This window comes from Aquimarina penaris (genome assembly GCF_040786285.1).
Lineage (GTDB): Bacteria > Bacteroidota > Bacteroidia > Flavobacteriales > Flavobacteriaceae > Aquimarina.
In genome coordinates this window covers 502,857-523,756 of record NZ_JBFMKQ010000004.1, presented here as the reverse complement: position 1 = coordinate 523,756, position 20,900 = coordinate 502,857, and the positions used below count along the sequence as shown (strand labels likewise).

At 34.0% G+C, this 20,900-nt stretch carries 20 protein-coding genes; 11 read left to right on the top strand and 9 right to left on the bottom strand.

Translation table 11 applies throughout. The features are described 5' to 3' along the window. The first annotated feature begins 3 nt into the window (after positions 1 to 3). Positions 4 to 1,023 (top strand): adenosine deaminase, encoded by a 1,020-nt coding sequence (locus ABW637_RS19325; RefSeq protein ID WP_367586366.1) that lies wholly within the window; start codon positions 4 to 6, stop codon positions 1,021 to 1,023. A gap of 215 nt (positions 1,024 to 1,238) precedes the next feature. Further along, positions 1,239 to 1,583 carry a 5-carboxymethyl-2-hydroxymuconate Delta-isomerase gene (locus ABW637_RS19320; RefSeq protein ID WP_367586365.1) on the top strand — a complete coding sequence of 115 codons (345 nt, stop codon included), beginning with the start codon at positions 1,239 to 1,241 and terminating at the stop codon, positions 1,581 to 1,583. 56 nt (positions 1,584 to 1,639) lie between these two features. Here ABW637_RS19320 and ABW637_RS19315 read toward each other — a convergent pair whose 3' ends face one another. After that, positions 1,640 to 3,796: a molybdopterin-dependent oxidoreductase gene (locus tag ABW637_RS19315; protein WP_367586364.1), complete on the bottom strand. Its 2,157-nt coding sequence runs from the start codon at positions 3,794 to 3,796 to the stop codon at positions 1,640 to 1,642. 175 nt (positions 3,797 to 3,971) lie between these two features. On the opposite strand from ABW637_RS19315, the gene ABW637_RS19310 reads away from it, so the two are divergent. From ABW637_RS19310 to ABW637_RS19300, 3 genes are all read left to right on the top strand, one after another. After that, positions 3,972 to 4,685 (top strand): helix-turn-helix domain-containing protein, encoded by a 714-nt coding sequence (locus tag ABW637_RS19310; RefSeq protein ID WP_367586363.1) that lies wholly within the window; start codon positions 3,972 to 3,974, stop codon positions 4,683 to 4,685. A 40-nt stretch (positions 4,686 to 4,725) separates the two neighbouring features. After that, on the top strand, positions 4,726 to 5,193 hold the full coding sequence (locus tag ABW637_RS19305; protein ID WP_367586362.1) for a GNAT family N-acetyltransferase: 468 nt from the start codon (positions 4,726 to 4,728) through the stop codon (positions 5,191 to 5,193). Positions 5,194 to 5,280: 87 nt separating this feature from the next. Beyond that, on the top strand, positions 5,281 to 5,907 hold the full coding sequence (locus ABW637_RS19300; protein ID WP_367586361.1) for a DUF2306 domain-containing protein: 627 nt from the start codon (positions 5,281 to 5,283) through the stop codon (positions 5,905 to 5,907). Positions 5,908 to 5,977: 70 nt separating this feature from the next. Here ABW637_RS19300 and ABW637_RS19295 read toward each other — a convergent pair whose 3' ends face one another. Next, positions 5,978 to 6,517: a DUF1569 domain-containing protein gene (locus tag ABW637_RS19295; protein ID WP_367586360.1), complete on the bottom strand. Its 540-nt coding sequence runs from the start codon at positions 6,515 to 6,517 to the stop codon at positions 5,978 to 5,980. Between the two features lie 26 nt (positions 6,518 to 6,543). Further along, complete coding sequence (locus ABW637_RS19290) at positions 6,544 to 8,928, bottom strand: TonB-dependent receptor (RefSeq protein ID WP_367586359.1); 2,385 nt, start codon at positions 8,926 to 8,928, stop codon at positions 6,544 to 6,546. A 260-nt stretch (positions 8,929 to 9,188) separates the two neighbouring features. On the opposite strand from ABW637_RS19290, the gene ABW637_RS19285 reads away from it, so the two are divergent. Together ABW637_RS19285 and ABW637_RS19280 are read left to right on the top strand one after the other, a co-directional pair. Then, positions 9,189 to 10,268: a sensor histidine kinase gene (locus ABW637_RS19285; protein WP_367586358.1), complete on the top strand. Its 1,080-nt coding sequence runs from the start codon at positions 9,189 to 9,191 to the stop codon at positions 10,266 to 10,268. Position 10,269: 1 nt separating this feature from the next. After that, on the top strand, positions 10,270 to 11,028 hold the full coding sequence (locus ABW637_RS19280) for a LytR/AlgR family response regulator transcription factor (RefSeq protein WP_367586357.1): 759 nt from the start codon (positions 10,270 to 10,272) through the stop codon (positions 11,026 to 11,028). A gap of 71 nt (positions 11,029 to 11,099) precedes the next feature. On the opposite strand, the gene ABW637_RS19275 is transcribed toward ABW637_RS19280, so the two are convergent. Together ABW637_RS19275 and ABW637_RS19270 are read right to left on the bottom strand one after the other, a co-directional pair. Then, positions 11,100 to 11,534, bottom strand: a complete 435-nt coding sequence (locus ABW637_RS19275) for an Hsp20/alpha crystallin family protein (protein WP_367586356.1) — start codon at positions 11,532 to 11,534, stop codon at positions 11,100 to 11,102. A gap of 629 nt (positions 11,535 to 12,163) precedes the next feature. Further along, positions 12,164 to 12,565: a TerB family tellurite resistance protein gene (locus ABW637_RS19270; RefSeq protein WP_367586355.1), complete on the bottom strand. Its 402-nt coding sequence runs from the start codon at positions 12,563 to 12,565 to the stop codon at positions 12,164 to 12,166. An 84-nt stretch (positions 12,566 to 12,649) separates the two neighbouring features. On the opposite strand from ABW637_RS19270, the gene ABW637_RS19265 reads away from it, so the two are divergent. Further along, a complete protein-coding gene (locus ABW637_RS19265; RefSeq protein ID WP_367586354.1) occupies positions 12,650 to 12,916 on the top strand; it encodes a DUF1456 family protein in 267 nt (88 codons plus the stop codon). 74 nt (positions 12,917 to 12,990) lie between these two features. After that, positions 12,991 to 14,595, top strand: a complete 1,605-nt coding sequence (locus tag ABW637_RS19260) for a class I SAM-dependent methyltransferase (protein ID WP_367586353.1) — start codon at positions 12,991 to 12,993, stop codon at positions 14,593 to 14,595. Positions 14,596 to 14,599: 4 nt separating this feature from the next. On the opposite strand, the gene ABW637_RS19255 is transcribed toward ABW637_RS19260, so the two are convergent. The 3 genes from ABW637_RS19255 to ABW637_RS19245 form a co-directional block, all read right to left on the bottom strand. Then, positions 14,600 to 15,106, bottom strand: coding sequence for a cupin domain-containing protein (locus ABW637_RS19255; RefSeq protein WP_367586352.1), 507 nt, complete (start codon positions 15,104 to 15,106; stop codon positions 14,600 to 14,602). An 88-nt stretch (positions 15,107 to 15,194) separates the two neighbouring features. Beyond that, complete coding sequence (sucC, locus tag ABW637_RS19250) at positions 15,195 to 16,388, bottom strand: ADP-forming succinate--CoA ligase subunit beta (protein ID WP_367586351.1); 1,194 nt, start codon at positions 16,386 to 16,388, stop codon at positions 15,195 to 15,197. 156 nt (positions 16,389 to 16,544) lie between these two features. After that, positions 16,545 to 17,180: an LON peptidase substrate-binding domain-containing protein gene (locus ABW637_RS19245; RefSeq protein WP_367586350.1), complete on the bottom strand. Its 636-nt coding sequence runs from the start codon at positions 17,178 to 17,180 to the stop codon at positions 16,545 to 16,547. Between the two features lie 152 nt (positions 17,181 to 17,332). Between ABW637_RS19245 and lysA the strand changes: the two genes are divergently transcribed. Continuing rightward, positions 17,333 to 18,565 carry a diaminopimelate decarboxylase gene (gene lysA, locus ABW637_RS19240; protein WP_367586349.1) on the top strand — a complete coding sequence of 411 codons (1,233 nt, stop codon included), beginning with the start codon at positions 17,333 to 17,335 and terminating at the stop codon, positions 18,563 to 18,565. Positions 18,566 to 18,617: 52 nt separating this feature from the next. Here the strand turns inward: lysA and ABW637_RS19235 are convergent, their stop codons facing one another. Continuing rightward, positions 18,618 to 20,189, bottom strand: coding sequence for an amidohydrolase family protein (locus tag ABW637_RS19235; RefSeq protein ID WP_367586348.1), 1,572 nt, complete (start codon positions 20,187 to 20,189; stop codon positions 18,618 to 18,620). A gap of 198 nt (positions 20,190 to 20,387) precedes the next feature. Between ABW637_RS19235 and ABW637_RS19230 the strand changes: the two genes are divergently transcribed. Beyond that, positions 20,388 to 20,900, top strand: coding sequence for an SRPBCC family protein (locus ABW637_RS19230; protein WP_367586347.1), 513 nt, complete (start codon positions 20,388 to 20,390; stop codon positions 20,898 to 20,900).

Below are 20,900 nucleotides of genomic sequence, written 5' to 3'. Positions count from 1 at the left end.
TATATGAGTACCACTTCAATCAAAAAATTTATAGAGGGCATTCCTAAAGCAGAACTTCATCTGCATATCGAAGGAACTTTTGAACCCGAATTGATGTTCGAAATTGCAAAAAGAAATAATAAGAAAATAAAATATGCGTCTGTAGAAGAATTGAAGAAGGCGTATAGTTTTAATAACCTTCAGGAATTTCTTGACATCTATTATGCCGGGGCTAATGTACTTATTGAAGAGCAAGATTTTTATGATCTTACCTGGGCGTATTTAACTAAAGTTCACGAACAAAATGTGGTACATGTAGAAATATTTTTTGATCCACAAACACATACTGATCGTGGAATCCCTTTTGACATTGTCATTAAAGGTATTCATCGTGCACTTGAGGATGGTAAAGAACAACTGGGTATCAGTTTTAAACTAATTATGTCTTTTTTAAGACATCTTGATGAAGCTTCAGCTTTTAAAACACTTGAAGAAGCCTTGCCTTATAAAAAATGGATTAGTGCTGTTGGTTTAGACTCTTCAGAAATAGGAAATCCTCCTTCTAAATTCGAACGTGTTTTTGCTAAATCCAGAGAAGAAGGTTTTATAACAGTAGCACATGCCGGAGAAGAAGGCCCTTCAGCATATATATGGGAAGCATTGGATCTGCTTAAAGTAACCCGAATCGATCATGGTAATCGCTGTTTAGACGATGATAAACTTGTTGAACGACTCGTTGCATTACAAATGCCCCTTACCGTATGCCCTTTATCTAATCTAGAGCTAAAAGTAGTAACCGACCTAAAAGATCACCCGATAGCCAAGATGTTGGACCTGGGGCTTTTGGCAACCGTTAACTCTGATGACCCCGCCTATTTTGGGGGGTATATGAATGAAAACTATATCGGTATAGCCGAAGCACTTAATCTTTCGAAACAGCAAATCACCGAGCTTACAAAAAACAGTTTTAAAGCAAGTTGGTTAACAGACCAAGAGAAAGACCATATGGTTGCAAAAATTGACACTTATTTTCAGAATAATTAATCAAATCAATATACATTAAGAGCCTATATTGGTTTTTGAATAATGAATACAATTCGTTTTATATCTTAAGATGTAAGTAGGCAGTTACAGTATGCAGTTAATGACTGCCAACTGTAAACTAATAACTGAATACTATAAAACCATTTTTAGAATTTGAATATTAAATACACAAAAGTTGTATAATAATACACCGTAACTGAAACTAGTAAAAAAACATGCCACATTTCGTATTAGATTGCTCAGAACATATTATTGAGTTAAAATCACCACAAGAAATTATAAAAGCTGTCTATGCTGCTGCAGAATCCACTCATCTTTTTGCAGAGGGTGATATCAAAGTAAGAATCAATCCCTTTAAATATTATTCTATCGGAGGCACTCAAGATGATTTTATTCATGTATTTGGTAATATCATGGAAGGCAGGACTAACGAACAAAAAGCCGATCTTTCAATAAAAATTGTGAGCGTACTTAAGTCCATGTTCCCCGAAGTACCTATCCTTTCTATTAATATACGAGATTTTGAAAAATCATCATATTGTAATAAATCCATGGTATAATTTAAAACTTTGTATCCTCTATAAAAATGAGCTAAATATTTTTATTACTATGGTAATTACTTAATAATTTGTACAATTTGTCCAGAAAATGCAGCATTGCCGGTTAAGCCATCTATTCGATTATGATCTGAAATATCATTAAAACTAACTCCAGCGTTGGCTTCAGCTACTTTTAATTGAGATCCTTTTCTGGTATGCCCAAATCCATGAGGAATACTTACAACGCCAGGCATCATATTTTTGGTCACCTCTATCGGAATTTTAATCTCGCCTACTCTTGATTTTACCATAACCTCATCTTCTTCCTTGAACCCTAATCGCTCGGCATCATGAATATTCATCATTACAGTACATCTGTTTTTACCACTTACGAGCTTATCTACATTATGCATCCAGGAATTATTGCTTCTCAAATGTCTTCTTCCGATAAGGCGAAATTCATTATCATCTAATGTATCTTTGCTCTTAGAGAACTCAGCATGTAACTCTTCTAATTGTTCTAAAAATAAGGACGGCGCCAGATGAATCTTTTGGTCTTTGGTTCTTAACAACTTCGGAAACATTGGGATTAGTGGCCCCAGGTCTATACCGTGTACCGATCTCTTAATCTTACCAAGGGTAAGCCCTGTAAATAATCGTTTTATACTACTAAACCTACCATAGGGGCCATTTAGCAAGGCTAATTTGAGCCATAATTTTGGTGTACTAATTCTATATAACCATGGTAGTTTCTTTTTGGATAATCGTTTGGTTAGTCCTTTGAAGATTTGCCAGTCGTGTAATTGACCTTCCTTAGGAGGAAACAGTGCTTCAGAGAATTTTGCGTTATTAGAAACGGCAAAGGCATTAAAGATAAGATCATAATGATCAACCTCTAACCCTGTTGTTGGTGGCAAAATGATATCTGCATGCTTGGTGGTTTCATTGAGGTATATATCTATAGAAACCATAAACTCTAATTGGTCTAATGCTTTATCTAAACGACCCCCATTGGGAGATGAGAGTACTGGATTACCTGCATGGGTGACCATTGCCTTTATCTGGCCTTTGCCTTCGGTAATGATTTCTTCTACCATCGTAGACACAGGCAATTCACCTTGAAATTCTGGTAAGCCCTGTACCCTACTTTTCCATCGGTTGTATGGCGTATGCCCTACTTTATTTTTTACCATCGGTACTGCCGGGTTTGTAAACATTGCCCCACCTTCGCTATCCAAATTTCCGGTTAAAATATTAATCAGGTTAATAAGCCAATTGCATAATCCTCCGTATTGTTGAGTACTCACTCCCATTCTACCGTACAATACTGCTTTTTCGGTATTTAAGTATTCGTTGGTAATGCGCCTAATATCTTCTACTGAGATTCCTGTGATTGATACAACACTTTCGGGGGTATAAGGAGTTGTCATTGATATTACTTTATCAAGATCTACGACATGAGATGCTAACTTTTTAAGGTTGTATTTTTTTTCTGTGGTAATAATATGCAACATCGCCAGCAAGAAATACACATCGGTACCCGGCCGAATAAACAAATGCTCATCTGCTGATTTTGCGGTTTCGGTTTTTCGGGGATCGATTACAATATATTTACCTCCACGTTGTTGGATATCTTTTAATCTTTTTTGTACTCCAGCTGCTGTCATGATACTACCATTAGATGCCGATGGATTGGCGCCCATAATAATCATATATTCGGTTCTATTAATATCTGGGATCGGCATGATCATACCGTTACCAAACATAAAATGAGAAGCAAAATGGTGTGGCAGCTGATCCATCGAGGTCGCACTATAGTTATTTTTAGAACGTATTGTTTTTTTTAAGTCAGCTACATACATCATAGCACCATAGTTATGTACTGTAGGGTTACCAAAATAAAGCCCAATTGCATCGTTACCATGTTCTTTCCTAATTGCATTAAGTCGCTCACCTACAATATCTAAAGCTTCTTCCCAGTCAATTTCTACAAAACCCGAACTTGTCTTTTTCAAGGGTTTTCGTAACCGATCAGGATCATTATACATCTCGGCAATTACAGCGCCTTTTGGGCATATACTACCTTTGCTAAAAGGATCTTTTTCGTCTCCTTTTACGCTTAGTACCTGCTTACCGTTGTGTTCTATCTCTAGTCCACACATGGCTTCACAGAAGTTACAAACCCTATAATGAGTATACTTTTTTGTTGGGGAAGTCGCTGAAGATGTATCCATGTGATTTTGGTTTTAGAGTATGTATTGTCTTACTAAATGTAAGAAAAAGTCTTTAGTATATCCCTATCGCATATAAAATGATAATAACTATATTTACGAATAGCTACAAACAATATAGTATGTACTCTTGTATATCATGCTATTGCTGTATGTAATTCTAAACTAAAAAATCTAAATGAACGTATTAGATTTTGACATAAAAAAAGGGATCTATAAATTCGAAATAGACGATTTGAATTCAGATCATCATTCACACCCTGTTGTAGAAATCATTATGGCATCGAACGGATTTTTTTCATTAGAAAGTGGTAATCAAAAAGAAGAAAATGTAGCTTTTGCAATCATTGATTCTAATACAAAACATAAAGTAATTTCTGAAAATTGCACAGCCACATTATTAATGGTAGAAGGCTATAACGAATTATTAAGTACATTTTTAAATCAACTTGGGATAGAACTAAACAATGGTGTTTTTATTAATAAAGATAATAGTCAAAACTCTAAATTATTCAAGGAAATAGAACTATTTGCCACTCGCAGAGATTTAAAACAAATTAAAGATGAAAGAATTCAAAAATGCCTTGAAATTCTTGAAAATGATGAATTAGAATATGATACTATGATTTCTACATTAAGATCTAAAGTTTTCTTATCTGAAAGTAGGTTATCACATTTGTTCAAAGAGAGTATAGGAATTTCTATAAAGAAATACCTGGTATGGAGTAAATTAAAAAAAGCCATTCATTTAGTGTTAAACGAAGGGGTAACCCTAACCGAAGCATCTCTTCAAAGTGGTTTCTTTGATCAAGCTCACTTAAGTAATGCATTTAAAAATGTATTGGGAATTACTCCATCAAAGGCCTACAATAGCAGAACCTTACAATTTTAAAAGATTTTATCACAATACCTTTGTCTCTAAAATATAAGCAATGAAACAAAGAATTAGAAAAATCGAAAAAGAAGATATACCAGCACTGAAATCAGTCTTAGACTCAAGTGAATTATTTCCATCAGAATTATTGGATGATATGATATCTGATTACCTAACCAACCCCTCCTCAAAAGATATTTGGTTTACAACAACAAACAAAGGAACACCAATATCTTTAGGCTACTGCGCTCCCGAAAGACTTACAGAAGGAACTTATAATCTGTATGCAATTGCAGTTGAAAAGAATGCGCAGGGTAAAGGAATAGGCAAAGAAATGATGAATTACATTGAAAATTTACTGAGAAAAAATGGGAATAGAATTCTAATTGTAGAAACATCAGGAACTAACGAATATAAATTGACTAGAGAATTCTATAAAAAATGTAACTATACGCAAGAAGCGGTACTCAGAGAATTTTATGCAGAGAGAGATGATAAAGTCGTATTTTGGAAGAAGTTAAACTGAAAAAAATAACCTACAATAACCTTTATACACAAAAACTGTAACAAAAAGTCATATCGCTTATCTTTTAGTTATAAATTGAATTCTAAAATGAATAGTAAACAGATACGAATTTCTACAGGATATGTTTTTATGGCAATATTTGCCATATTTATTGGACTTTACCCACTTAGGTTTATTGGTTTAGATTATAATGATGGTTTATTGGGCAGTAAATCTTCTGCACTATTAGATAGTTTGTTTTATCTTATTGCCTTCTATACGCATATTTTCCTTGGTGGACTTGCTCTTATCAGTGGATTTTCTCAATTCTTTAAAAAATTGAGAATGAAATGGCTTCGTCTTCATAGAATTCTTGGTAAAATCTATATTATTTCGGTGATGTGTAGTGGAGCTGCCGGCTTATGTATCGCATTTTTTGCTGAAGGAGGTTTTATCACCACTATTGGTTTCGGAATTCTGGCAATACTTTGGCTATTTACAACCATAAAAGCGTACACATCTATTAAAAACAAGGATATAGAAAAGCATCAACACTGGATGATACGTAGTTATGCTTTGTGTTTTGCTGCTGTAACTTTACGAATTTATATGCCTATCTTTTTAGGAGGATTAGCAATGGATTTCATTCCGGCATACAAAATCATTGCTTGGCTATGTTGGGCCCCCAATTTGTTGGTCGCCGAATTTATTATCAGAAAACAGAAAATGGTGTAATTATTTCACCTTGTGAAATTGAGTTATCTGAAGTCATAAAAACATATACCATATATAAGTTGTTACCCGTTTATTCTTTCAAGATATCTTTTACAATTTTTAAATGATGGCGAGTATGAATTTCGATAAAACGTTTAGCTTGTTTTTTATTTAATTGATCAAAAACCGGATGTTTAAAATTAGACTTATCATCAATAGCTTCTAAACTTATTAATTTATCTCTGGCTATTGCCAATTGAGAAACAATATCATCAGTTTTTATAGTATCGGGTGGTAATACCGACTTGGGTGATTGTGCCCTACCTCTGGGTATAAACCCAAAAGTAAAAGAAAATGTACGAGCTATATTAAATTTTCTTTTATATGCTTCCGGGTTTGATATTTGCAAGGAATCACAAATCCCATTTATAACTTTTAAGCTATGATCAAGGTGCCATCCTACGGCCACTTTAGAAACTTCTTTATTAAGGCTATCTCTATGGATAAGGTAATGTTCTATTTTATTTAATTCACTGGTCATAAATTTATCTTTTGAAGGTTGATCAAATACGCTAACAGCACCTATGATAATAAGGCTTAAGATAAGGGTTGTTGTTATTATTATTTTCATGATGTTGATTTTAAATATCTATGGGGTTAAAACTGAAATCTATACCCAAAATCAGGAAAGAATCCAATCTGATCAACTTGATCGACTTGATTTGTTACTCTGTTATATCGTCTTGTAAACACATTTTCATTACTCGTAATATTTTGCAAATCCACATAAAATTGATGTGAACGCTTTTTTGATCTACTATTTATTTTATATCCAAATTTCACATCCCATCTAAAATAATCATCAATCTGTTCACTAAAGGCAACGTCTTCTTGTAAGATTTCGAATCCAGCTTGTTGAGAAGCTTCTAGGTCAACGGGAGTAAAATATCTTCCGCCAGAAAATGTAACTCGTGTATCAAAAAACAGTACATCTTTTTGAGACTTGCCCATTTTAAATTCTTTACCTGCTAAAAAATTAACCACCTGACCGTTATTAAAAGGTGTATTACGCTCTATACCATCACTACCTTCATATTTACTTTCAAAAAAAGAAGCGGTTAATAAACCATAATATCCTTTGCTAAAAAATTTCTCTAGAGTTAATTCGACCCCTTGATTAAAACCGGTTCCTTCATTAATTAAGGATACTCGATCATTTTCAAACCCAAAGTCGGCTCCTTCGGTCAACGAAGAATAACTAGACGAAAACGATTCTACAGCAGCATTGCTTATATCCTGATAGTATACTTCTATTTTACCTCTCCAACCTTTGCTAATGCGCACATCATACCCTAAAACATAATGGGAGCTCCTTACAAAATCAAGATTTCGGTTGGTTTGCACCAATTCACCATTGATTTCCTCGTTTAAAAACAGTAGTGGTAAAGAAACCGGTTGATGATGTATCCCATATCCTAAACTAATACTATGGTTTCGGCCTGCTTTATATGATAATCCTCCTCTTGGCTCGAAAACAAATTGTTCATTTAATGTACTATACTGACTGTGGACACCGGCATTAAGTGTAAGATTTTTTGTAAGTCTAAACTGCCCTTGGATGTAGGGTTGTACAATACTTAAATCTTCGTCAATATCTCTAAATGTAAACAAATCTGGATCACCATCACCATTAATATCTGGTTGTTCTTCGCGATCACGTTCAAGTAATTCTACACCAAAATTTTCTATTAAAATCCCAGTTCTTAAGGTGCTTTTATTACTTAATTTAGAATTAAAAAGTGTAGATAATGAATAACGCGTTTCTCTATTATCGGCTTCAGTATATCGTATGATTCTTTCTTGCGGAGTATCTTTATTAATAAAACGATCAGCTTTAAAATCATTAGAGCTATATGAACCTGAAACAATTGTTCTTAAAAAAGAGCTCTTACCTATATTGATTTGATGTTTTAACCCTACAACCGCAAAACCTGATTCTACAAAAGTATTTTCATCTTCGGCAGCAAAAAGATCATCTTCATCAATATCATCTCCTAAAAACTCTATATCTGAATTCCCTAAAATTCCGAATACAGAAAAATTACCTAGTTTTCCTTTTCCAAGATCAACATTAAAAGATATATCATTATAATTTGGTGTTGCCGAAGTTCCACCTGCTCCACCTCCAATTAAACTAATCAAAGAGTATCTTCCGGCAACCAAAAAAGAACCTTTGTTGTTACCCAAAGGACCTTCTGCCATAGCTTCTACTCCTGTAAAAACTCCTACTTGCCCTGTAAACTCATAATCGTCCTGGTTTCCTTTTCTAAAACCAAGATCAAACACACCTCCAATGGCATTACCATATTCTGAAGGGAAGGCAGAGGTAATAAAATCTGAATTTTTCAAAAGGTTTGGGTTTAATGCAGATACAGGCCCTCCTGTAGTCCCTGCTGTCGAAAAATGGTTTGGACTGGGAATAGGCACCCCTTCTAATCGCCACAGCAATCCTACTGGTGAATTGCCTCGTACAACGATATCATTACGGCTATCATCTGGTGCTGATACTCCCGCAAAATTTGCTGCTAATCGGCCAACATCACTTCTACCCCCAGAAAAACGTGTTACCTCTTCTACACCAAACTGTCGGGCAGAAACCGAAGCCAATTTGTTAATGGCTTTTGCCTTTGCATTACTATTCGTAATAATCACTTCATCTAACTGATCAAAAGCTTCGATAAGCGGGACATTCACCACGGCATCTTTACCCGAAGTGACTACAATATTAGGCAAAGTCACCGATTCAAAACCAATATAGCTCACCCGTATTGTTTGACGACCCAGCGGAACAGCCTCTAAGGTAAAGTAACCATCAATATCTGCAACCACTCCATTAGGTTCTTCTACATTTAATAATTCTATAGTAGCACCAACCAAAGGAATTTCTGACTGCTTATCGATAATAGTCCCTTTAATTACGCCAGTTTGGGCATTTGCAATGTATGTTATTGAAATACATAAGATAAAAACAATCTTTTTCATAATAGTATTGGATTTTGAAGATTTCATCCAAAACTGCACACATCTTGAAAAGATTGAAAATAGAATATCCTGAACCGCCAGTTTTTAACTTGAAATGATGAATATCTGTTTTAATACTATTTATACATCTTGAACGTGAATTTTTCAAGTCAGGTCAAATTAGTTACAATTCAACCCTTAATATGACAATTGAATATAGCTGTAAACGATTTTTGCATATCTGTTATGTATCTTTATCATACTAATTGCTAGTACTGTATATGATTTCAAAAACATACATAAAAAAATTTGCAATCCGCTTTCTTATCATTAATGTGATTTACTTTTTAGTAAAACTGACTATAAATCATGATGATGATGGCAATTTTCTTGATGCACCTGCTGTTTTTTATTATTTCAGCGCTTTTTTTCTTCTTATGTTGTCATGGGAAACCAATGATTGGTTGATACTCCGCGAATTAAACTCTAACATTGACAGAAGTTTAGACATATCCAATGGTTTTAAAATTTTAGCAATCAATTTACTAATTGTTCTTCCCGTTGCAGCATTACTTTATTATGTTGCAATTTTTGAATTAGAACACATATGTCAAATAGATGCCGATGATCCCTGGCTACGATTTAGAATCGACTTTTTTAGAGCTACTGTTTTGGGGTTTGCAGCTATTCTTTTAAACATGTTTTACTATGCACTTAAACAGAAAAAAGAGTTAGAAAATACGATGAATAAGCTTAAAAAAGAGGCCATGACTTCAAAATATAAATCATTAAAAAATCAAATAAGCCCACATTTTTTATTTAATAGCCTAAATACATTAACATCTCTAATGTATGAAGACAGAGATTTAGCCTCAGATTTTGTATCTCGATTAGCTTCGTGCTATCGATATATTCTTGACCATAGAGAAGAAGATTTGGTTAGCCTCGAGAAAGAACTTAACTTTTTAGATTCTTTCATTTTTATGATGAATGTGAGACATGAAGGAGCGCTAAGTATTACTACACATATTTCTATTAACCCAAAAGAATATGTAATCCCTACACTAACTCTACAAATGTTGGTTGAAAATGCACTAAAACATAATTATTACTCAAAAGAAAAGCCACTGGAAATTAGTATTTTTTCTATGGATAAAAATAGTATGGTAATACAGAACAATCTACATGTAAGACAACAAAAGGAGGAGTCTACAAAATTAGGGCTAAAAAATATACAAAAGAGATATGCATTTTATGCAAATCAAAAAGTAAAGATAGAAACCGAGAATGGTTTTTTTAAAGTTACCATTCCTCTTTTAACAAAAGATATCAAAGATGTTTCTATCGTAAAAGTTTCCTGAGATGACCGCAGTAATTATTGAAGACGAAAATATTGCTTCTAGACGCCTAGCTAACCTTATTGCAGAGTTGGCACCAGAAATAGAAATAACCGGTCAGATCACGTCTGTCGAAAATGGACGTCTTTGGTTTGACAACAACCCATTACCGGATCTTATTTTTCTTGATATTCAGCTTAATGATGGATATGGTTTTGATATTCTGGATTTTTTGGAGGATCATCCCCCAGTTATATTTACTACTGCCTATAATGAATATGCAATACGAGGTTTTAAATACAATGGTCTGGATTATCTATTAAAACCCATAGATAAAAAGGATTTAAAGAATGCATTAGCAAAATATCGTAAAAATCATACTGATAATACTCCACCAATAGATCAAGATCAGTTGGAGCGTATAAAAAAGTTATTCAACAAAGAATACAAAAAGCGTTTTATGATAAAAGTAGGTAATCATTTTAATACATTTAATGTAGAAGATATCGCCTATTTCAAATCTCATGATGGTATTATTTTCTTGCATTCGTATAACGGACAACAATATCCCATAGAGTATTCTATTGATCAATTAGAAGAAATTTTAGACCCTGTTCATTTTTTTAGAATTAATAGAAAATATATGGTTTCTGTTAAGGCAGTAATCGAAATCCATAGTTATTTTAATAGTCGATTATTGCTGAAGCTAAAACCTCGGGACGAAGAGCAAATCATAGTATCCAGAGAGCGAACTTCTAATTTTAAAAAATGGTTAGATTTATAATACTAAAAAACACCCTTTATATAAAGGGTGTTTTCTCAACATTAATTAACTAAATAAAATCTCAAATCAACTTATGAAATCTCAATCAACCGTTTAGGTTGTACTTTTGCTTCTTCTTTTTTGGGTAACGCAACCAATAATAGTCCGTTATCATAAGAAGCTTCAATTCTTGTTCCATCTACAGTATCAGGTAAGTTAAACGACCTCTTAAATGTACTGTAGTTAAATTCTTTTCTGGTGTATTTACCTTTTTCTTCACTTTCTTTTTCTGATTTTACTTCGGAAGAAATCGTAAGAACATCATTATCCAACTGTACATTAAAATCTTCTTTAGCAAACCCCGGAGCTGCAAGCTCGATTACAAAACTATCATCTGTTTCTTGTACATTAACCGCAGGAGTGCTGAAGCCAATTTTATTCTCATTTGTAGTTCCTCCTAACCAATCGGTAGTGAAGAAATCATCAAAAAGGAAAGGTAGTCTGTCTGTTCTTTTTACTAAACTCATTGTATATTTTTTTAAAAGTTAATCTTAATTTTAAGTTCACTTTCTATATAGCAATTTGAGTTCCAATCCTAAAAACATGTCATTATGACACTAATCACTAATAAAATAATGCCAAAAAGACAGTTTTACATTGTTTTTAGTGACAAAGTTTGACAAAAAACAAAAGGATAGTTTAAAAATGGATGACTGTTTAACTATCTCCACTTTTAAAATATCCTTTTTAAAATTAGGTCACATTATTTTATTGGCACACTACCAATAAAATTACCTGTGAATGGCATTACTACAAGCTGCAGGCAAATCCTGAACAAACGCTCTAAATGCTTTAAGATCAATAAATAGTATTCCGTAAAAAAATTTCATACCCTTATTTTTTAAGATTAAACATAAGATCTCAAATAATGCGATTAAAAATCTGCTTTATTTATGCTAAAGAAAATACATCTAGAAATACTATTCATCAATATTTCGTTTTTAGCACCCCAACATTTCGACAACAAGTAACTAAAGTCGATAAAAAACACATTTACAATCACTTAGGTCTTATAATTAATTTTTAATCCTCTTAAAAAAACCTTATCTACAAGTAAAAACAAACTAACTATTAGTGTACAATTTAGTAGGAAATATTAATTATAAAAACGGGTAAAAATTGAAACTAACTCTTTAGGAGGGATTACCTTATTTGGATAATCATGCATTGTTTCTAAAACAACATCAATTGCTTCGGGGCGCAACCCCATTTGCAATCCTATTTCTTTTATTTTATGAATCTCTGAGAGAGAAGCCTCTTGATCTACATTCATAAGTAATACTAACCTGTGAAATTGAAGTATTCGTTGTGATTCGGGTTGTAGGTTTTTTTTATCCACTTCCTCTTTAACCAAAATATCTATCTCTTCTTTGGTAACACCCAATTGGGACGCTACGGCAAGTATAAAATTATACTCTTGTTCTTTAAACTGCTTATCTGCTTTTGCAAATTGCACCATTTCAGAAAGCAAACTCAATTTTTCTTCTTTACTATACATTAAACCAATTACTTTTTTTGTCGAAAATAACAAATTTCAAACTATAATGAACAACATTCTCTTTACAAAGCATACCTTTGCAACATGGGTTTAACAAACAATGATATTTTCAAAAAGCTAAGAGTCGCTCATAAATTGCGAGATGATGATATTATAAAAATATGTTCACTGGTAGATTTTAAAGTAACTAAAAGTGAACTTGGTGCATTTTTTAGGAACGAAAACCACCCAAAATACATGGAGTGTGGTGATCAAATCCTTCGTAATTTTTTAAATGGACTCATTATTCATCTTAGAGGCCCAATGCCAAAGAAAGATGAAAAACCAAAACCCGAGAAGAACACAAAATAAGAACATAAACTTCAAAAATAAATGCTTAATTTGGTTGAAACGAATCAACCATACAACAACTCAATTAAGTATTTATGCTTACACCTGCCGAAAAACAAGTATATCGCGAAGAGCTTTTTCGCCATCTGGATGGAATAGCCGTAGCTCCGGTGGCATACTCTCTTTTCAAAAATGGGGTTACTGATTATTTACTCCAAAACAAAGAAGCATCCATTTCTCAAATCGCAATTGATTGTAAAGCCAACGAAGGATATCTAAATGTTGCATTACGAATATTAAGTTCTCAAGGTTGGCTAAACTACACCGTTGATCAAACAGAAGTTACTATCAGTACTAACCCATATTCTGAGACAGCATTTACCCATTTTCATGTATACAAAGATGTAATTGATCTATTACAATATTCAGGGAAATTTCATCCTCGTAAATTCGAATTAGAGCCCTTTCATAAGCTCGAAAAATTATTTGAAAAATATGAAACTCGTTTTGATTTAGAACCAAGTTCTAACCCTAAAACCGATCAGATCCTAAATCAAATTCTAAAGCATATTGAAGGTATTCTAGTAGGCCCAACCACGGTTCATCTTGGTATGGGAGGTATGTTTCATAAATATTTCATGGAAGCCTCTTTTAGCGCAGATGAATATCATCATCATCCAGAGAGTTTTGACAAAATTCTTACTTTTTTAAGTTATTTAGGGTGGTTTAGTAAGTCCAATAGTACGTATACGTTTACAGAAAAAGGATTATTCTTTGCCAAAAGAGCTTCAGCATATGGCGTAACGGTTTCATACATTCCTATGTTTAGACAAATGGACATGTTGTTATATGGTGATCCAAATGTATTATGGAATTCGAAAAATGAAAATGAAACTCATGTAGATCGAGAAATGAATGTATGGGGAAGCGGAGGTGCACATGCTACTTACTTCAAAAAAATTGATGAAATCATCATTAGTCTATTCAACAAACCTTTAGAAGAACAACCCAAAGGTATTTTAGATATGGGTTGTGGTAACGGGGCGTTTTTAGTACATCTATTTGAAGTTATCGAATCAAAAACATTACGAGGAAAACATCTTGATGATCATCCATTATTTCTTGTGGGTGCAGACTATAATAAAGCTGCCCTAAAAGTTACCCGAGCCAACCTTATCCAAGCAGATATATGGGCAAAAGTAATTTGGGGCGATATTAGTGATCCTGATTTGCTTCAAAAGGATCTTAAAGAAAATTATAAAATTGAACTGAAGGATTTATTATCTGTAAGAACATTTCTGGACCACAATAGAATATGGGACGCCCCTACATCAATATTAGATAAACCAAGCCAATCAACAGGAGCTTTTGCTTATCGAGGTAAACGATTACATAATGATAATGTAGAGCGTAATTTAAAAGATCATTTAAAAAAATGGAGACCCCATATAGAAAAATTTGGATTAATTGTGATTGAGCTACACACTATCGCTCCTGATCTCACCGCTAAAAACCTTGGAAAGACTGCTGCCAGCGCATATGATGCAACTCATGGATTTTCTGACCAATACATCCTTGAAATTGATTCTTTTTTGAAAGTAATTCAAGAAGTAGGCCTACAAAGTGATGAAAAGTATTTTTCTAAGTTTCCCAATTCAGATTTAGCCACAGTGAGCATTAACTATCTGATCGGAAAATAAAAAATTAACCCCTGGTATATTGTGTGATCACCTCATTATGATCCGGAAACTCTTTTATCAAAGTAGATCTTTCTGCTAATTCGAAATCATCAAAATCAAAACCAGGAGATACAGTACAACCTACCAAAGAATAACTATTAGTGTCCTTTACACTAGATGCAAACCAACACCCTGCCGGAACGACTAGTTGAGGTAATTCTTCTCTATCCAGATTCATACCTACTGTAAATCTATTGTATTTTCCGTCTGGATTAATTACATGAACATATAAAGAAGATCCACTATAATAATGCCAAATCTCATCTTGTTTTATTCTATGGAAAGCTGAAAAATTTTCTGAAGTAAGTAAAAAATAAATAGCGGTGCAATAATTACGATCACCTGTAAATTCTTTATCTAAAGTATTTTGAGGAATGACTCCATTACTTCTATATGTTTCTTTATAAAAACCACCTTCAGGGTGAGGTTCCATTTTTAATGTATCAACTATTTCTTTCAATTTTTCATTCATACCATTATGTATTTAGAATTTGCTAAAAAAAAAGAAGCGACCTTAATAAAGATCGCTTCTGATATATACTAAAAAATCTATTAGTTTATTATGCTAATACTGCTTGTACTTTATCTGCAGCTTCCTGAAATTGAACTGCACTTTGCACATCCAACCCACTATTGTCGATTAGCTCTTTTGCGATATCTGCATTAGTACCTTGTAATCTAACAATAATAGGTACTTTTATAGCATCTCCCATATTTTTATAAGCATCAACTACTCCTTGGGCTACACGATCACAACGAACAATTCCTCCAAAAATATTAATCAAAATTGCTTTTACATTATCATCTTTCAAGATAATTCTAAATGCTTCTTCTACACGTTTAGCATCAGCAGTACCTCCTACATCAAGGAAATTAGCTGGCTCACCTCCTGCTTGTTTAATAAGATCCATTGTAGCCATTGCCAGACCTGCTCCATTAACCATACAACCAACATTACCATCAAGATCTACATAATTAAGACCTACTTCATTAGCTTCAACTTCGATCGGGTTTTCTTCACGAATATCTCGCATATCAACATAGTTCTTATGGCGATATAGTGCATTATCATCTATAGTAACTTTGGCATCTACAGCCATAATTTTATCATCACTAGTCTTAAGCACCGGGTTAATCTCAAATAATGAGGCATCAGACTTATCATAAGCTGTATACAATGCCATTACGAATTTGGTCATTTCTTTAAATGCTCCACCGCTCAACCCTAGGTTAAATGCCACACGACGTGCTTGAAAAGGTAGTAATCCAACAGATGGGTCAATCTCTTCTGTAAAAATCAAATGAGGTGTTTCTTCTGCAACAGTTTCAATATCCATTCCTCCTTCTGTAGAATACATGATCATATTACGCCCAGAAGTACGATTTAACAACACAGACATATAAAATTCATCTGGTTCACTATCACCAGGATAATATACATCTTCTGCTACCAATACTTGGTGAACTTTCTTACCCTCGGCTGAAGTTTGAGGAGTAATTAAATTCATTCCAATAATTTGGCCTGCAATTTCTTCTACTTCCTTAAGGTTTTTAGCAAGCTTTACTCCGCCACCTTTTCCTCGTCCACCTGCGTGCACTTGTGCTTTTATAACATGCCAACCTGTTCCGGTTTCTGCCGTAAGTTGTTTTGCTGCTGCTACAGCCTCATTAGCATTTTGCGCCACAATACCGCGCTGAATACGCACGCCAAAGCTGCTTAATATCTCTTTACCCTGATATTCGTGTAAATTCATACTATTATATTTTTTGCCTTTTTTATAGGAGTCCCAAAAATAGGAAAAGTGAAGTTACTGTGCCAATCTTTTGCATTAAAAAACATCGAAGATATTTAACATTTAAAATAGACGAAAGTATTTCAAAAATTGATCAAAAAGATACGAGCCAATTTCTTATATTTTAAAGTCTTCGAAATCTAGGGGATCAAAGTTTTTAAAGTGACCATTCATCTTAATCACTTCTTTTGCTTTATTCATCTCTCTTACTACTGGAATCGTTATTTTGAGATGCCCTATAAGATAATTGAGTCGCTCTAACTCACTACGAAGTTTTAACAAATGATATTCTTGATGCAGCGTTAAACCCACCTTATGCGCTACTTGATAACTAACAAATGGGATATTAAATACAGGAGGGTTATCAATGGTTAATTCAACATATAAAATTGCAATATTTTTTAGTAGTTCTTCCTGAAGCTCTTCTGCTCCACTATCACTATCGGTAAGAAACTCAACTTCGCCACCAGCATAAAGCTTACCAGGAAATTGTTGAAAAAAATTCTTGATTTTAAAAATTCTTGTCCCCAGACATACTACATCACTTTCTCCGTCGGGGTACTTTTTGACTATTTTACGAAGTTTAACCTCTGTGCCATATTCTAATTGCTTATCAATATATGTAGGTATTCCAAAAGAAATACCTTCTTGATCGCAATCATCGATCAATTGCTGATACCTTTTCTCAAAAATATGCAATGGTAGACGTTCTCCCGGATAAACCACTGCTTGTAAAGGAAATAGAGGTAACATGTTTTTTTATTAAAATTACTAAATAACCTTGTTTTTTCCATTAAACACAAGTTAAAAATCTCAAATTCTATCGTTGTAGTAGATTTTTTCTTTATAAGACATTAATATCTCTGATTTTATTGATAATTTCGTAGGCTTAAATTCGTGACACGATGGAAAATGAAAATTTATTAGCAGTAGCAAGAAAGTTCGGGAGTCCTGTTTATGTATACGACTCTGCGAAAATCACCTCACAGTACAATCGCCTTTTTGACGCCTTTAAAAAAGTCAAACGGGTAAAGCTTAATTATGCTGTAAAAGCACTTTCAAATCTTGCTATTTTAAAGCTAATGAATTCTTTAGGCGCGGGATTAGATACGGTTTCGATTCAAGAAGTCAAACTTGGATTACAGGCAGGTGTACTACCAAGCGATATAATTTTTACTCCTAATGGTGTTTCTCTAGAAGAAATTGAAGAGGTTGCTGCGATGGGAGTGCAAATCAATATTGACAATCTTTCGATATTAGAGCAATTTGGTACAAAACACCCTAAAGTACCTGTTTGTATACGAGTTAATCCTCATGTAATGGCCGGTGGAAATAGTAATATTTCTGTTGGACATATTGATAGCAAGTTTGGCATTTCAATTCATCAAATTCCTCATATCATTAGAATTGTGGAAAACACAGGGATGAATATAAACGGAATCCATATGCATACAGGTAGTGATATCCTGGATGTTGAAGTTTTTTTATATGCCAGCGAAATTTTATTTGAAACCGCTAAAAACTTCAAAGATTTGGATTTTATAGATTTTGGTAGTGGATTTAAAGTACCCTATAAGCCTGGAGATATAGAAACTAACATTGAAGAATTTGGTGAAAAACTCACTAAACGCTTTAATGCTTTTTGTAAAGAATATGGCAAAGAACTTACCTTAGGTTTTGAACCGGGTAAATTTCTGGTAAGTGAGGCTGGGTATTTCTTAGCTAATGTAAATGTGGTAAAACAAACCACCTCAACAGTTTTTGCGGGAATCGATAGTGGTTTTAATCACCTTATACGACCCATGTTATATAATTCGCATCACGAAATTACAAACATATCTAACCCAGAAGGTAGAGAACGATTTTACTCTGTGGTAGGATATATTTGTGAAACAGACACATTTGCTACTAACAGAAGGATTTCTGAGATTACCGAAGGTGATATTGTTGCTTTCAAAAATGCAGGTGCTTATTGTTTCTCTATGGCAAGTAATTATAATTCTCGTTTCCGCCCTGCGGAAGTATTATGGCATAACGGAGAAGCTCATCTTATTCGTAAGAGAGAGACCTTTGAAGACCTTACCAAAAATCAAGTAGATGTAGATATATTCTCAAAAATTACCGAAGATATATCATAACATCTTTTAAGTATACTACAAAATGCGTCAAAGTAGAATTTGGCGCATTTTTTTATTCCTTCACACCCGGTTGTAGAATAGAAAAATCCTCTTTTTTCTTAGCAGCATCTACCTTATTTTTCACATCTTTAAGTAGCGCTTTAGCATCATAAATTACCCCGTCTTTAATCGTATATTTAACTCCCCCAACTCGCACTACTTCATTGGTATCTGTTAATCGAATAGCACCTGTACCATAAAGTACTTTTAGGTTTTTAAGCGGGTTTTGATCAATCAATACAAAATCTGCTAATTTTCCTACTTCAACAGACCCTATTCTATCCCCTGCACCCAAAGCTTCTGCTCCGTTTAAAGTTGCCGCCCTAATTACTTCTAATGGGTGAAAACCGGCTTCTCTAAGTAATTCTAACTCTCTTACATAAGCAAAACCATATAATTGAAAAATAAAACCAGAATCGGAACCTACAGTTACTCGCCCTCCTCTATTTTTATATTCATTAATAAAGGTCATCCATAATTGATAATTTTCTTTCCAGGCAACTTCTTGTTCTGTACCCCAATCATGCCAGTAAGAACCGTGTGAGATTTTACTAGGTTGGTAAAACCGCCATAAAGATGGAAGCGTATAGGTTTCATGCCACTCTGCTCTTCGGGCTCGTTGCAAATCCCTGCTCGCTTCATAGATATTAAATGTAGGATCTAAAGTAAAATCCAGTTCTAAAAGTTCATTCATTACTTTATTCCAATGATCAGAATAAGGTTGCGCGGCTTGTTTCCACAGTTTCCCCGCTTCTTCAAATCGATGTTGCTCATTCTGATAATTATAATCTAAGGGGTAATGTTGAATCGTCTTATCTTCAAACAAAGCCTCGGGTAACCCATACCAGTGCTCCATTGACGTAAGTCCAGCTCTGGCAGAGTTTAGAACATTCCAACGTGCGACATCTGTTTGTGCATGATGACATGCAGAACGCAATCCTAATTTTTTATTCTCATCTAAGGCTGCGGCCATTATCTCTGGTGCCGCTCCAAAAAATTTAATCCCGTCTGCTCCTTTTTTTGCATTGTCTTGAACCCATTTCCTTGCTGCTTCTGGTGTACTTATCGACTCAGAACTCCCTTGACCAAATCCTGTATATGCAAAGATGCGAGGTGCTATGATTTCATTTTTCGCACTAGATCGCTTCAGTTTCATTGTCCAATCAATACCTCTTCCACTTGGTTCTCTAACCGTGGTCACTCCATGTGCCATCCATAATTTAAAAACATAATCTGAATCCGCTCCTTGAGCGACTCCACCAATATGTCCATGCATATCTACAAATCCTGGCAATAGATACATCCCTTCGGCATTAAGTTCTTTACCACCAGGTTTTAAAACGGGTCGTTTATCAGGTTTGATTGTCACTCCGGGATATCCTACAACAACAATATCTTTAATTACATTCTTCTCTACTACAATATCAACCGGACCCCGAGGAGGCGATCCATTACCATTGATTAAAGTAACTCCCCTTATAATGAGTTGAGTAAAAGGCCCTTCTCTATAATCTTGCGAATATGCCTGCAAATGAATGACAACAGATAAAGCCAGCACCTTAATAGCCAGTGTACTAATATTCATAGTCTTGTTAGTTTATTACAAAATACAAATTCCTTAATGATCTGTACGACCTCTAACAAAACTTTAAACAAACACCAAGAATTAATTTAGCTCACTGTCAAACTTTTGAGAGAATTAAATTTGATATTCAGATGTTTAACTAATTTTAAGATACATTTTTCTTATTTTTAGGGATACATCTAATCAAATTATCTAGTCATGGAAAAATTAGAATGGAATTCGTTTACCAAGAAGATTTACATCAATACTTCAGTTGAAAAATTATATGACCTATGGGCTACTCAACACGGAATCACTTCATGGTTTTTAAAAAATGCAGAATACAAAAATTCATCAGGACAACTTAGAAAACCATTAGAACATATTCAAAAGGGAGATACGTATACATGGCAATGGCATAATTGGGATGGAAAAGAAGATGGAAAAGTCCTTGAAGCTAATGGAAAAGATCATATCGAAATCACCTTTGAAACTTCTAAGGTGTCTATAGTATTAGAAAAGAAAAACAATGTAACTATCGTTACTCTTACACAATTTGACATCCCGACAGACGACGAAAGTAAGCTGAGAGTACATTTTGGATGTAGTAATGGATGGACGTTTTGGCTTGCTAACTTAAAAGCTTATATCGAACACGGAATCTTATTAAATGAAACAGAAATTAACTTAAAAGAAAATGAATTGGCAGGGTACCAATTTGTAAACATGTAG

Excerpts from the sequence above, each read along its gene's own strand:
- ABW637_RS19255 (WP_367586352.1), bottom strand. The coding sequence starts at position 15,106 with ATGAATGAAAAATTGAAAGAAATAGTTGATACATTAAAAATGGAACCT.
- ABW637_RS19310 (WP_367586363.1), top strand. The coding sequence starts at position 3,972 with ATGAACGTATTAGATTTTGACATAAAAAAAGGGATCTATAAATTCGAA.
- ABW637_RS19295 (WP_367586360.1), bottom strand. The coding sequence starts at position 6,517 with ATGAAAATAATAATAACAACAACCCTTATCTTAAGCCTTATTATCATA.
- ABW637_RS19315 (WP_367586364.1), bottom strand. The coding sequence starts at position 3,796 with ATGGATACATCTTCAGCGACTTCCCCAACAAAAAAGTATACTCATTAT.
- ABW637_RS19275 (WP_367586356.1), bottom strand. The coding sequence starts at position 11,534 with ATGAGTTTAGTAAAAAGAACAGACAGACTACCTTTCCTTTTTGATGAT.
- sucC (WP_367586351.1), bottom strand. The coding sequence starts at position 16,388 with ATGAATTTACACGAATATCAGGGTAAAGAGATATTAAGCAGCTTTGGC.
- ABW637_RS19280 (WP_367586357.1), top strand. The coding sequence starts at position 10,270 with ATGACCGCAGTAATTATTGAAGACGAAAATATTGCTTCTAGACGCCTA.
- ABW637_RS19320 (WP_367586365.1), top strand. The coding sequence starts at position 1,239 with ATGCCACATTTCGTATTAGATTGCTCAGAACATATTATTGAGTTAAAA.
- ABW637_RS19235 (WP_367586348.1), bottom strand. The coding sequence starts at position 20,189 with ATGAATATTAGTACACTGGCTATTAAGGTGCTGGCTTTATCTGTTGTC.
- ABW637_RS19270 (WP_367586355.1), bottom strand. The coding sequence starts at position 12,565 with ATGTATAGTAAAGAAGAAAAATTGAGTTTGCTTTCTGAAATGGTGCAA.
- ABW637_RS19245 (WP_367586350.1), bottom strand. The coding sequence starts at position 17,180 with ATGTTACCTCTATTTCCTTTACAAGCAGTGGTTTATCCGGGAGAACGT.
- ABW637_RS19285 (WP_367586358.1), top strand. The coding sequence starts at position 9,189 with ATGATTTCAAAAACATACATAAAAAAATTTGCAATCCGCTTTCTTATC.
- ABW637_RS19230 (WP_367586347.1), top strand. The coding sequence starts at position 20,388 with ATGGAAAAATTAGAATGGAATTCGTTTACCAAGAAGATTTACATCAAT.
- ABW637_RS19290 (WP_367586359.1), bottom strand. The coding sequence starts at position 8,928 with ATGAAAAAGATTGTTTTTATCTTATGTATTTCAATAACATACATTGCA.
- ABW637_RS19265 (WP_367586354.1), top strand. The coding sequence starts at position 12,650 with ATGGGTTTAACAAACAATGATATTTTCAAAAAGCTAAGAGTCGCTCAT.
- lysA (WP_367586349.1), top strand. The coding sequence starts at position 17,333 with ATGGAAAATGAAAATTTATTAGCAGTAGCAAGAAAGTTCGGGAGTCCT.
- ABW637_RS19300 (WP_367586361.1), top strand. The coding sequence starts at position 5,281 with ATGAATAGTAAACAGATACGAATTTCTACAGGATATGTTTTTATGGCA.
- ABW637_RS19325 (WP_367586366.1), top strand. The coding sequence starts at position 4 with ATGAGTACCACTTCAATCAAAAAATTTATAGAGGGCATTCCTAAAGCA.
- ABW637_RS19260 (WP_367586353.1), top strand. The coding sequence starts at position 12,991 with ATGCTTACACCTGCCGAAAAACAAGTATATCGCGAAGAGCTTTTTCGC.
- ABW637_RS19305 (WP_367586362.1), top strand. The coding sequence starts at position 4,726 with ATGAAACAAAGAATTAGAAAAATCGAAAAAGAAGATATACCAGCACTG.